The following is a 12,195-nucleotide window of genomic DNA, read 5'->3' on the forward strand; positions in this document are numbered from 1 at the left end:
CGACGGGCACGCCCGCGTCGGCGATGGCCTCGCGGATGCCGGGCACGGCGAGGATCGTGCCGACGCTGACGACCGGGTTGGACGGCGGGAAGAGCACGATGTCGGCCTCGGCGATGGCCTCCAGGACGCCGGGCGCGGGCTTGGCCTGCTCGGCGCCGACGGGCACCACGGCGTGCGCGTCCACGGAGGCGCGCAGCCGCACCCAGTACTCCTGGAAGTGCACGGCCTTCTGCTCGCCGTCCAGCGTGACGGCGACGTGCGTCTCGATGCGGTCGTCCGACATGGGGATGAGCCGCACCCCGGGCTGCCACCGCTCGCACAGCGCCTCGGTGACGGCGCTGAGCGGATATCCGGCGCCGAGCATCTGCGTCCGCACGATGTGCGTGGCGAAGTCCCGGTCGCCGAGCCCGAACCACTCGGGCCCGACGCCGTACGCCGCGAGCTCTTCCTTGACCTTGAACGTCTCGTCCGTACGCCCCCAGCCCTGTTCCTCGTTGATGCCGCCACCGAGCGTGTACATCACGGTGTCCAGGTCGGGGCAGACCTTCAGCCCGAACAGGTGAATGTCGTCACCGGTGTTGCCGATGACCGTGATGTCCGCGTCGGGCGCGGCCTTCTTGAGCCCGCGGAGGAAACGGGCGCCGCCGATGCCGCCGGCCAGAACAACAATGCGCATAACCACCAGCATCTCAGGCGGGTACGACACCGTGTCAGGCGGTTACGACATCCTCCGCGATGTCCGGCGCGACGGCGGCGGCGCACCGGGCCGAGTGCATCGGCATCTCGGTGAGGCCCGGGTAGTAGACGTGCAGGCTGACGGCGGGTTCCAGGGAGTCGTTGACGACTTCGTGGACGTACCCCGGCGCGAAGACGCGTTGCGCGCCCGCGTCGAGCGCCCGTGTGCCCCGTTCTGTGCGCTCGGTGAGCTCCCCCTGCAGGAGGGTGAGGATGCCGGAGGAACGCCCGTGGTCGTGCGGCCCGCTGCCTTGTCCGGGCACCCAGGAGAGCAGCCACACCTCGTAGCCGGGGCCGGTCCTGAGGCGGTGGTACCAGCGGCTGGTGGCGTCGTACTGGACGAGGTGCTCCCACTGGGAGCGGTCGGCGGCGATGGCGCGGGCCAGGCCGACGAACTCGGCCACGGTGGCCGGGTGCTCACGGGCGGGCTGCAGGAGGTGCGGGACTTCGAGGATGTCGCCGGCGATCTGGAGGTCGCTGTCGCTGTTCATCGTGCGGTGGTTCCTCAACGTAAGAGTGCTGGGATCTCGCGAAGGAAGGTGGAGCGCAGGGAGGGAGTGCAGGGCCGCGGAGGCCCGAGAAGAGCGCGAAAGAAGTGGAGCAGGGAAAGCGGCTCGACAGCTGGAGAAACTCAACAGCTGGAGCAGGAACAGCAACAGCGCGCGTGGGCAGCACCGATGGACCCGCTGGTGCGGGTCATCGAAAGAGCCATGTTCGCGAGCATGCCCACCAGAACAGCGCCTCACACCTTCGGTGTCAACTCAATGTCCACTATGTGGAATATGTTTCACCTCATCCGGTTGTTCTGTCAGGCGAAAGGTTTGTGCAGGCGCCCCTCCGGACACATCGCGCAGCAACCGGCACTCAAACATCGACGTCTTTCCCCATGAAGGTCCGACCGGCTGTGGTCCGACTGGGATCACGTTTCAGGGGAACGCGTTTGCGGAGTGCCGGACGGGCTGCCGAACGGTGTCATGGTTTAGGCCGATTTGAACACTTTCCGCACAGCCTTGGTTCCGCAGAGTGAATAAGGGGCCCAATAGCAGATCTCGGCTTGACTGGCCCGGATCAGCACACTTGTAATTTCACTCGTGTCGTTCAGCCGAAATCGGTAACGGCCGCACCACGGGGACGCACAGACAGACGAGGGGCGCACATGACCGAGCTGGTTCAGGAACTGCTGGTCGAGGACGCGGACGAGGAACTCGGCTGGCAGGAGCGCGCACTCTGCGCCCAGACCGACCCCGAGTCCTTCTTCCCCGAGAAGGGCGGCTCCACGCGTGAGGCCAAGAAAGTCTGCCTCGCCTGCGAAGTCCGCTCCGAATGCCTTGAGTATGCACTCGCGAACGACGAACGATTCGGCATCTGGGGCGGCTTGTCGGAGCGCGAACGCCGCCGACTGAAGAAGGCCGCGGTCTGAAACCCCCGACGGCATGCCCCGGCCGGCTGATCCGGCACACATATCCCTCAAAAAATTGCCCGACCAACGGCCCGTCGCCCAAGGGTTATCCACAGGCGGCGGGCCGTTCCGGTGCCAGCCGTTAGTGTGGGGCCCCGTCCGAGACGCCCCGGCGCCCCCGCAGGGCGCAGGCGTCCACCGCAGTCCATCGAACCGGGGCCCGTACCTCGATGTCCGTGCACAGCCATTCGGCAGCCCACCAAGAGGCCGCCGCCGCCGGGTTCGACCCGACACACCCGCCCGCGTTCCCGCGGCACGTCGTGACCGCCGTCCTCGTCGCCCACGACGGAGCCCGCTGGCTGCCCGACGCCCTGGCGGGCCTCCTCGGCCAGGAGCGCCCCGTGCAGAACGCCGTGGCCGCGGACACCGGCAGCGCGGACGACTCCGCCCGGCTGGTCACCGAAGCCCTCGGCGCCGACCGCGTGCTGCACCTCGCCCGCCGCTCCGGCTTCGGCACCGCCGTCGACGAGGCCGTCCGCACCGCCCCGGTGCTCAGCCCCGAAGAGCTGCCGTACCTGAAGCGCCCCAGCGGCTGGGACCCGGTGAGCCGCACCTGGCGCGACGATGCGTACGACATGCCGGACCTGCCGCACGGCGAGCCCGTGCAGTGGCTCTGGCTGCTGCACGACGACTGCGCGCCCGACCCCGACGCCCTCGCCGAAATGCTCCGCGTCGTCGAGAACGAACGGGAGCTCGGCAAGGACGTCGCCGTCGTCGGCCCCAAGCTCCGCGGGTGGTACGACCGCAGGCAGCTCCTCGAAGTCGGCGTCTCCATCGCCAACAGCGGCCGCCGCTGGACCGGCCTCGACCGGCGCGAGCAGGACCAGGGCCAGCACGACCACGTGCGGCCCGTGCTCTCCGTATCCACCGCGGGCATGCTGATCCGCCGGGACGTCTACGAACAGCTGGGCGGCTTCGACCGCCGTCTGCCGCTCATGCGCGACGACGTCGACCTGTGCTGGCGCGCGCACACCGCGGGCCACCGCGTCCTCGTCGCCCCCGACGCCGTCGTCCGGCACGCCGAGGCCTCCTCGCGCGAGCGCCGCACCGTCGACTGCGTCGGCCGCACGGCGACGTCGCCGCACCGCGTCGACAAGGCCGGCGCCACGTACACCCTGCTCGTCAACGCCCGCACGGCCGTGCTCCCCTGGGTGCTCTTCAGAGTCGTCGTCGGCACGCTCCTGCGCACCCTCGCCTACCTCGTGGGCAAGGCACCCGTGCAGGCCATCGACGAAGTCGCCGGTCTGCTCGCCACCCTGCTGCGGCCGGGACGCATCCTCGGCGCCCGCAAACAGCGCGGCAAGCCGGTGCCCGACGCGGGCGAGATGCGGCCCCTCTTCCCGCCGCCCGGCGCCACCGTCCGCGCCACCGTCGAACAGGCCGCGGGCAGCCTCATCGGGCGCACCGACGCCGAAGCCCCCGCGGGCGCGGGACGGCACGGCGTCGTCGAGTCCGGACCCGGCGGCGACGACGCGGACTTCCTGCAGATCGAGCAGTTCGCCCGCCTCAAGCGCATCGCCCGCAAACCGGGACCGATGCTCTTCGTGGTGCTCCTCTTCGCCTCCCTCATCGCCTGCCGCGCACTGCTCGGCTCCGGCGCGCTCGCGGGCGGCGCACTGCTGCCCGCGCCCGCCGACTCCTCGGACCTGTGGGCCCGCTATCTGGACGGCTGGCACCCCGTCGGCACCGGCGGCACCCAGGGCGCACCGCCCTACCTCGCGCTCGTCGCGGGCCTGTCCACGCTCTTCTTCGGCTCCACCGGACTCGCGGTCACGGTCCTGCTCGTCGGCTCCGTCCCCCTGGCCGGCTTCGCCGCGTACTTCGCCTCGCGCCCGCTCGTCACCTCCCGCCTGCTGCGCGCCTGGGCGTCCATCGCGTACGCCTTCCTGCCCGCCGCCACCGGCGCCCTCGCGGGCGGCCGCATCGGCACCGCCGTCCTCGCCGTCCTGCTGCCGCTCATCGCGCGCGCGGGCATCGCCGCGAGCGGCCTCGGGTCCCCGGACGGCACCCGCGGCACCTGGCGCGCCACGTGGGCGTACACCCTGCTCCTGACCCTCGCCACGGCCTTCACGCCGATCGTCTGGCCGATCGCCCTGGTGCTCGGCCTCGCCCTCCTCGTGGTCCGCCGCGGCGACATCACGGCCTACGGCCTGCGCTTCCTCGCCGCACTCGGCACCCCGCTGCTCGTCCTCGCCCCGTGGTCCCTGACGCTGCTGCCCTTCGGCTTCTTCACCGAAGCGGGCCTGGAGTTCGGCTCCGGCTCCGCCAGCGCCACCGATCTGCTCGGCGCCAGCCCCGGCGGCCCCGGCACCGTGGACGGCCTGCTGCTCATCGGCATCGTCCTCGCCGCGCTCGGCGCCCTGCTGCGCAGCGAGCGGCAGCGCGCGGTCCGCACCGCATGGGCCGTCGCCCTGGTCTCCCTGGTCTTCGCCGTCCTGTCGAACGGCTCGACGTGGGCAGGCCCCGCCACTCTCGGCTACGGCATCGCGCTGCTGGCCGCCGCCGCGCTCGGCGCGGACGGCGCACGCGCGCGTGTCGCCGAGCAGAGCTTCGGCTGGCGCCAGCCGGTGGCCGCGCTCATCGCGTTCGCCGCGGCCGCCGGACCGCTGCTCGTGGCCGCCGGCTGGATGATCGGCGGCGCCGACGGCCCGCTGGAGCGTCGCGACCCCGTGCAGGTGCCCGCCTTCGTCGCGGAGGAGAGCGGCACGGAGGACCAGGCCCGCACCCTCGTCCTCGGCAGCGAATCCGACGCCCAGGTCTCGTACTCGCTGGTGCGGGGCTCGGGCGGCAGGCTCGGCGACGCGGAGATCGCCGCGGCCGCCGCCGACGACGAGCACCTCGACAAGATCGTCGCCCGCCTGGTCGCGGGCTCCGGCGCCGACCAGGCCGACCAGCTCGGCGGCTATGCCGTGCGGTACGTCCTCGTACGCGACGGAGCCCCCCGCCAGATGAGCCGCACCCTGGACGCGACCCCGGGCCTGACCCGGCTCAGCCAGGAGGACGGCAGCGCCCTGTGGCGCGTGGACCGGCAGGTGGCACGGGCCGCCATCGTCCACCCGACGGGCGACCCGGAACCCGTCGCGGCAGGCCCCGTCGAGCTGCACACGAAGATCGAATCCGGCGACGAGGGCCGCGTCCTGCGGCTCGCCGACTCGGCCGACCCGGGCTGGACGGCGACCCTCGACGGCCGCCTGCTGCCCCGCACCACGGTCGATGGCTGGGCCCAGGGCTTCGAACTGCCCACCGCGGGCGGCCACCTGGACGTCACCCACGACGCCCCGATGACCCACACGGCCTGGCTGTGGGCGCAGGGCGCGCTCGCCCTCGTCCTCGTGGTGATGGCCCTGCCGGGCCGCCGCCGCGACGTCGACGACGACCTGCCCGACGAGCCCGTCGTACCGGCCCAGGCGGTCGAGGGCGAGGGCCGCAGGGCGCGCAGGCTGCGAGCCCAGAGCGAGCAGGCCGCGCAGGAGGCGGGCCAGGACGTACCGCCTCCTCCTTCGGAGGAGGCACTCGCCGCGGTCCCGCGGCAGCAGACCCCGTCCCCGTCCCCGTCCTACGAGGGGTGGGAGGCACCCGCCCACGAGGGTGCCGAACACGGCGCGTACGACGCGGGACAGCAGTACCAGAGCGGGCAGTACCAGCCGGGTCAGGCCCCGCCGGGGACGTATGAGCAGCCGTCGTACCAGCAGGACGCCTACCAGAACGGCGGCCAGTACGACCCGTACGCCTCCTACGGATCGGCGGGCGGTGTCTCGGGCGGTGTCTACGGAGGGGATCAGCAGCAGTACGGCCAGTCCTTCGACGCCTCCTACGACGCCTCCTACGAAGCGTCGTACGACCGGCAGCACCAGCAGGACCGGCAGCAGCCCCCGATGCCGCCGCTGCCCCCGCAACCGCCCCACGGCACCGACAGCGAGCGCCCCGACGGGAGCCAGCAGTGAACCGCACCACCCAGTCCCTGATCGCCGTGGTCGTCGCGCTCGGCGCCGTCACCGGGTTCGCCGCGTTCGGCGGCTCGGACGACACGGGCGACGACGGGGCCAAGGCCGCGGCGCGGCTGCCCGTCGAGCGCACCAGCCTGCTCTGCCCGGTGCCGAGCTCCTCCGACCTCGCCGAGACCTCGTACACCGCGTTCACGCCCAAGGCGAGCGGCGCCGAGGCCAAGGGCAAGGCGGAGCTGCTGCCCGTCAGCAAGGCCCTGACCGACGCGGCCAAGGAGAAGGACAAGAAGGCCAAGCCCTTCCTGACCCAGAAGGCACCGGGCGAGCCGGTCGCGGGCGATGAGTCGGGCGCCGAGTCGCCCGCGCTCATCGGCACGGCCGACGGCAGCCTCGCCCCGGGCTGGACCGTGCAGCAGACCACGACGTACGCCGCGGGCAGCGGCCGCGGCATGCACGGCACCAACTGCACCGCGCCCGACACGGACTTCTGGTTCCCCGGCACGAGCACCGACAAGGACCGCAGCGACTACATCCACCTGACGAACCCGGACGACTCCGCCGCCGTCGTCGACGTGCAGCTCTACGGCCCCGACGGCGAGGTCACGTCCGCGGTGGGCGACTCGATCCAGGTCCAGCCGCACTCCAGCGTCCCGGTGCTGCTGTCCACGCTCGCCGACAAGAAGCAGACGAACCTCACCATGCACGTGACCGCGCGCAGCGGCCGGGTCGCGGCCGCCGTGCAGTCCTCCGACGAGAAGCTGGGCGGCGACTGGCTGCCCGCCGCCGCGGACCCCGCGGACAGCCTCGTCCTGCCCGGCATCCCCAAGGACGCCACCTCGGTCCGCCTGGTGGCCTATGCGCCGGGCTCCGACGACGCCGACCTGAAGGTCCAGCTGGCCTCGCCGACCGGCGCCATCACCCCGGCCGGCAGCCAGAGTCTCCAGGTCAAGTCCGGCATGACGGCCGCCGTCGACCTCGGCGACGTCACCAAGGGCGAGGCCGGTTCGCTGCTCCTGACGCCGACGGACAGGCCGGTGCCCGTGGTCGCGGCGCTGCGCGTCACCCGCGGCAAGGGCAGCAAGCAGGAGACGGCGTTCATCCCGGCGACGCCCCCGGTCGGCGCGCGCGCGACGGTCGCCGACAACCGCGCCAAGGGCTCCACGCTCTCGCTGGTCGCCCCGGAGAAGTCGGCGAAGGTGAAGGTCACGGCGTCGGCCGGGACCGAGGGCGGCTCACCGGCCACCAAGACGTACACGGTCAAGGGCGGCACGACCCTGGACATCGCGGACCCGCCGGTGCCCGCGGGCCTCAAGGGGTCCTACGCCCTCACGGTCGAGCCGGTGTCCGGCGGCCCGGTCCACGCGTCGCGGATGCTGTCCGCGCCGGAGGAGGGCATCCCGATGTTCACCGTCCAGACGCTGCCGGACGACCGGGGGACGGTGGAGGTGCCGAAGGCGGAGCGGGATCTGGCGGTGCTGCAGAAGTAGGTACGCCGCCGCGGGAGCCGCCGCTGCCGCGGAACTGGGGAAGAGAGGGCGCCGAGGGCTCAGGCCGCCGCCGGAACAGGACAGCCCGCGCGCGTGGGGCGTCGGTTCACTCCTCGTCCCCGTAGCGCGGGTCCACCGACTCCGGAGACAGGCCGAGCAGCTCGGCGACCTGCTCGACGACCACCTCGTGCACGAGGTGCGCCCGCTCGTCGCGCCCCTTGGTGCGGATCTCCACCGGGCGCCGGTAGACGACCACCCGCGCGGGCTGCCCCTCGGCCGCCTGGACCGTGCCGCCGAGCGGCACCACCTCGTCCTGCCACTCCATGTCCGGCCCGCCCAGCGGCGGCACCTCGAGCACCACGAACTCGATCTCCGTCAGCTGCGGCCAGCGCCGCTCCAGACGCTCCACGGAGTCCTGCACGAGGTCGGTGAAGGCCTCGCCGCGACTGGTCGAGAGCGGGACCTGGGGCGGTGCCACGGGGCCGCGCATGCCTCTGCCGTGGCGGTCGCGTCGGCGGGGCCTCGGGTCTGCGGAGCGGGGCTGTACGGGGTCGTCCATCACTGACGAAGCGTAGTCCCCGAGATCGCCCTTTCCGCGCGCTGCGCGACATGTCGCTTCCTGACCGATCCGGCTGAGCTTGGACTCGATTCCGTATCTCTCCGAGACCGTGGATCTCGCGCCAAATGACGTGATCCGAGCCATGTGGTGACCGGATTCAATACCATCCGCCCCCGTGGTCGCCGGTGTCTGTGCAGGTCAACGGCGTGCCCGGGCAAGGCGTCGACGCACGGGCCGCCGCACGACACGGTGGAGTGACCTCATGGAGAGTCGTCGCGGCCCGCTCAAGAGTGCGGTACCGTCCAACGCTGTGAGCCCTGTACGTCGCTGTTCGCGCACCGCTTGCGGCCGTCCCGCCGTCGCGACGCTGACGTACGTCTACGCCGACTCGACCGCGGTCCTCGGCCCCCTCGCCACCTACGCCGAACCCCACTGCTACGACCTGTGCGCCGAGCACTCCGAGCGCCTCACCGCACCCCGCGGCTGGGAGGTCGTCCGGCTCGCCGACGCCTCGGGTCCCGCCCGCCCCTCCGGCGACGACCTCGAAGCGCTCGCCAACGCCGTGCGCGAGGCGGCCCGCCCGCAGGAGCGCGCGGCAGAGGCCGGCGGCGGCGCACGCAGGGCGGACCCGATGGAGGTCGCACGACGCGGCCACCTCAGGGTGCTGCGCTCACCGGATTCCTGAGCCCGAGGCCCCCGCACCCCGCAACCCGTGCTCCGCAGCTCCGCACCGGCACCCTTCACTGGATCTTCGCCGTCCGCCTCGTTGACGCGCGTTCGCCCAGGCCCTGACGATTTCGCCACCCCACAGCCGGGAGGCGTCCTGTGTTCGTGCAGCAACTGGAGCCCGTGGCCGACTCGCTCGGCCTGTCCGCACTCGTCGCGACCCTGCCCCTCCTGACCGTCCTCGTCCTCCTCGGCGCCGTCCGCATGAAGGCCCACAGGGCGGGGCTCATCGGCCTCACCGTGGCCGTCCTGGTCGCCTGGCTCGCGTACGGCATGCCGCTCGGCCAGACCGCCTCCAGCGCCGCCCAAGGCGCCCTCTTCGGTCTCTTCCCCATCCTGTGGATCGTCGTCAACGCCCTGTGGGTGTACCGCATGACGGTCCGCACCCGGCACTTCGACATCCTGCGCCGCTCCTTCGGCAGGCTCTCCGACGACCCCCGCATCCAGGCGCTCGTCGTCGCGTTCTGCTTCGGCGCGCTCCTGGAGGCGCTCGCCGGCTTCGGGGCGCCCGTCGCGATCAGCGCGGTCATGCTCGTCGCGCTCGGCTTCGACCCGGTGCGCGCCGCGGTCGTCGCCCTCGTCGCCAACACCGCGCCCGTGGCCTTCGGAGCCATGGGCACCCCCGTGGTGACGCTGGCTCAGGTGACGGGCATCCCGCTCGACACCGTCGCCACGGTCGTCGGCCGCCAGACGCCGCTGCTCGCCCTGGTCGTACCGCTCCTCCTCGTCGCGCTCGTGGACGGGCGGCGCGGGCTCCGCGAGACCTGGGTGCCCGCCCTCGCCTGTGGATTCGCCTTCGCCGCCGCGCAGTTCGCGGCATCCAACTTCGTCTCCGCGCAACTCGCCGACATCGGCGCGGCCCTGGCGGGCGCCGGAGCGCTGATGGCCGTGCCGCGGGCGCGCAGGCCCGCCGCCGAGCCCGTCCGCGCCGCGGTTCTCACCGGCGCCCGCAGCGAGGACCTCGACCAGGACGACCCCCGCCCCGAAGTGCTGCGCGCCTACGCCCCGTACGCCCTGATCGTCGCCATCTTCTCGCTCGCCCAGATCCCGGCCGTCAAGGACTTCCTCGCGAAGGCGACACGCACCTTCGACTGGCCCTTCCTGAACGTCGCCGACCCCTCGGGGAAACCGGTCGGCGGCAACGTCTTCTCGATGCCGCTCGTATCCACGGGCGGGACGCTGGTGCTGCTCGCGGGCGTCGGGACCGCCACCGTCATCGGGGTGCACGCGCGCGTGGCGGTGCGGGAATGGGTCGCCACCGTCCACGAACTGCGCTTCGCGATCCTCACCGTGACCTCCGTGCTGGCTCTCGCGTACGTCATGAACCTCTCCGGGCAGGCCGCCACGATCGGGCACTACGTAGCCGCCGCGGGCGCGGGACTCGCCTTCCTGTCGCCGGTGCTCGGCTGGTTCGGCGTCGCGGTGTCCGGCTCCGACACCTCGGCCAACGCGCTCTTCGGCGCCCTCCAGGTGACAGCGGCTCAGGAGTCCGGGCTCTCGCCGGAACTCCTCGCCGCCGCCAACAGCTCCGGCGGCGTCCTCGGCAAGATGATCTCCCCGCAGAACCTGACGATCGCGTGCGCCGCCGTCGGACTCGCGGGCAAGGAGGGCGACCTGCTGCGCAAGGTGCTGCCGTGGAGCCTCGGCCTGCTCCTGGTGATGTGTCTGATCGTGGTCGGGCAGAGCACGGCGGTCCTCGGCTGGATGCTGCCGTGAGCCCTCCGCGGCGTGCGCGTTCCGAGGCGCGGGACCTCTGTGGCCGGGGCCCGGCCCGCCGTCGGCTCCAGCGGGTAGTTTTGTGCTGCGCGGTGGACTCGCCGTACGCGCTGAACTCGCAGAACCTGCAGAGAGGGTTGACCGTGACTGCTGATCTGTCCCAGATCGTGAAGGCGTACGACGTCCGCGGGGTGGTCCCCGACCAGTGGGACGAGTCGCTCGCCGAGCTGTTCGGGGCGGCCTTCGCAAAGGTCACGGTGGCGGACGCGATCGTCGTCGGCCACGACATGCGTCCCTCGTCGCCCGGCCTCTCGCGGGCCTTCGCGCGCGGCGCCGCCGCCCTCGGCGTGGACGTGACGGAGATCGGGCTGTGCTCGACGGACCAGCTGTACTACGCCTCGGGGGCGCTGAACCTGCCGGGCGCGATGTTCACCGCGTCGCACAACCCCGCCCAGTACAACGGCATCAAGATGTGCCGGGCCGGCGCCGCCCCCGTCGGGCAGGACACCGGTCTCGCCGAGATCCGCGCGCTCGTGGAGCGGTGGCGCGAGTCCGGTGCCCCCGAGCCCGCGGCGACCCCGGGCACCCTCTCGCAGCGCGACACCCTCACCGACTACGCGGCGCACCTGCGCGGCCTCGTCGACCTGACCGCCATCCGCCCCCTCAAGGTCGTCGTCGACGCGGGCAACGGCATGGGCGGACACACGGTCCCCACCGTCTTCGAGGGCCTGCCCCTCGACCTCGTGCCCATGTACTTCGAGCTCGACGGCACCTTCCCCAACCACGAGGCCAACCCCCTGGACCCGGCCAACATCGTGGACCTCCAGGCGCGGGTGCGCGAGGAGGGCGCCGACCTCGGCATCGCCTTCGACGGCGACGCGGACCGCTGCTTCGTCGTCGACGAGAACGGCGACCCGGTCTCCCCGTCCGCCATCACCGCCCTGGTCGCCTCCCGCGAGCTCGCCAAGCACGGCGGCAAGGGCACGGTCATCCACAACCTCATCACCTCCTGGTCGGTCCCTGAGGTCGTGAAGGAGAACGGCGGCACGCCGGTCCGCACGCGCGTGGGCCACTCCTTCATCAAGGCGGAGATGGCGAGGACCGGCGCGATCTTCGGCGGCGAGCACTCCGCGCACTACTACTTCAAGGACTTCTGGAACGCGGACACGGGCATGCTCGCCGCGCTCCACGTCCTCGCGGCCCTCGGCGGCCAGGACGGCCCGCTCTCCGGCCTCGTCGCCCAGTACGACCGCTACGCGGGCTCCGGCGAGATCAACTCCACCGTCGACGACCAGACGGCCCGCCTCGCCGCGATCAAGACGGCACACGCGGACCGGGACGGCGTGACCCTCGACGAGCTCGACGGCCTCACCGTGACCGCCGCCGACTGGTGGTTCAACGTACGCGCGTCGAACACCGAGCCCCTCCTGCGGCTGAACGTGGAGGCACGCGACGAGGCGACCATGGCCAAGGTGCGGGACGAGGCCCTGGCGATCATCCGCGCCTGACGGCCGCACGGGGCGGGTGCTGGGGACGACGCCCCCGGCGCCCCCGCAGCCCCGGCAGGAC

General features: G+C 72.5%; 9 protein-coding genes. 6 read left to right on the forward strand and 3 right to left on the reverse strand.

The window, feature by feature from the left end; genetic code table 11:
• Together cofD and AOK03_RS37445 are read right to left on the reverse strand one after the other, a co-directional pair.
• A partial coding sequence (gene cofD, locus AOK03_RS37440; protein WP_063792664.1) for a 2-phospho-L-lactate transferase occupies window positions 1–676 on the reverse strand: 676 nt, incomplete at its 3' end.
• A 34-nt stretch (window positions 677–710) separates the two neighbouring features.
• Window positions 711–1,226 carry a cysteine dioxygenase gene (locus AOK03_RS37445; protein ID WP_055569835.1) on the reverse strand — a complete coding sequence of 172 codons (516 nt, stop codon included), beginning with the start codon at window positions 1,224–1,226 and terminating at the stop codon, window positions 711–713.
• 665 nt (window positions 1,227–1,891) lie between these two features.
• Here AOK03_RS37445 and AOK03_RS37450 point away from each other — a divergent pair.
• The 3 genes from AOK03_RS37450 (at window position 1,892) to AOK03_RS37460 (ending at window position 7,625) form a co-directional block, all read left to right on the forward strand.
• Window positions 1,892–2,155, forward strand: coding sequence for a WhiB family transcriptional regulator (locus AOK03_RS37450; protein WP_016642094.1), 264 nt, complete (start codon window positions 1,892–1,894; stop codon window positions 2,153–2,155).
• A gap of 209 nt (window positions 2,156–2,364) precedes the next feature.
• The gene (locus AOK03_RS37455) at window positions 2,365–6,138 is read left to right on the forward strand and encodes a glycosyltransferase family 2 protein (protein ID WP_055569836.1); all 3,774 of its coding nucleotides are present in this window, start codon (window positions 2,365–2,367) and stop codon (window positions 6,136–6,138) included.
• Entirely contained in the window at window positions 6,135–7,625 is a 1,491-nt protein-coding gene (locus tag AOK03_RS37460; RefSeq protein ID WP_055569837.1) for a DUF5719 family protein, read from the forward strand. The genes AOK03_RS37455 and AOK03_RS37460 overlap by 4 nt, the downstream gene beginning before the upstream one ends.
• 106 nt (window positions 7,626–7,731) lie before the next feature.
• On the opposite strand, the gene AOK03_RS37465 is transcribed toward AOK03_RS37460, so the two are convergent.
• A complete protein-coding gene (locus AOK03_RS37465; protein ID WP_055569838.1) occupies window positions 7,732–8,184 on the reverse strand; it encodes a metallopeptidase family protein in 453 nt (150 codons plus the stop codon).
• A gap of 262 nt (window positions 8,185–8,446) precedes the next feature.
• On the opposite strand from AOK03_RS37465, the gene AOK03_RS37470 reads away from it, so the two are divergent.
• The 3 genes from AOK03_RS37470 (at window position 8,447) to AOK03_RS37480 (ending at window position 12,134) form a co-directional block, all read left to right on the forward strand.
• On the forward strand, window positions 8,447–8,869 hold the full coding sequence (locus AOK03_RS37470; protein ID WP_063792663.1) for a DUF3499 domain-containing protein: 423 nt from the start codon (window positions 8,447–8,449) through the stop codon (window positions 8,867–8,869).
• A 140-nt stretch (window positions 8,870–9,009) separates the two neighbouring features.
• Window positions 9,010–10,626 (forward strand): L-lactate permease, encoded by a 1,617-nt coding sequence (locus AOK03_RS37475; protein WP_055569839.1) that lies wholly within the window; start codon window positions 9,010–9,012, stop codon window positions 10,624–10,626.
• 143 nt (window positions 10,627–10,769) lie between these two features.
• Window positions 10,770–12,134 (forward strand): phosphomannomutase/phosphoglucomutase, encoded by a 1,365-nt coding sequence (locus tag AOK03_RS37480; protein WP_055569840.1) that lies wholly within the window; start codon window positions 10,770–10,772, stop codon window positions 12,132–12,134.
• The last annotated feature ends 61 nt before the right edge of the window (window positions 12,135–12,195 follow it).

It is taken from the genome of Streptomyces atriruber (assembly GCF_001418325.1).
GTDB lineage: Bacteria > Actinomycetota > Actinomycetes > Streptomycetales > Streptomycetaceae > Streptomyces > Streptomyces atriruber.

Bases quoted from the DNA above. Each gene is read 5' to 3' on its own strand.
- AOK03_RS37445 (WP_055569835.1), bottom strand. From the start codon at position 1,226: ATGAACAGCGACAGCGACCTCCAGATCGCCGGCGACATCCTCGAAGTC.
- AOK03_RS37450 (WP_016642094.1), top strand. From the start codon at position 1,892: ATGACCGAGCTGGTTCAGGAACTGCTGGTCGAGGACGCGGACGAGGAA.
- AOK03_RS37455 (WP_055569836.1), top strand. From the start codon at position 2,365: ATGTCCGTGCACAGCCATTCGGCAGCCCACCAAGAGGCCGCCGCCGCC.
- AOK03_RS37465 (WP_055569838.1), bottom strand. From the start codon at position 8,184: ATGGACGACCCCGTACAGCCCCGCTCCGCAGACCCGAGGCCCCGCCGA.
- AOK03_RS37470 (WP_063792663.1), top strand. From the start codon at position 8,447: ATGGAGAGTCGTCGCGGCCCGCTCAAGAGTGCGGTACCGTCCAACGCT.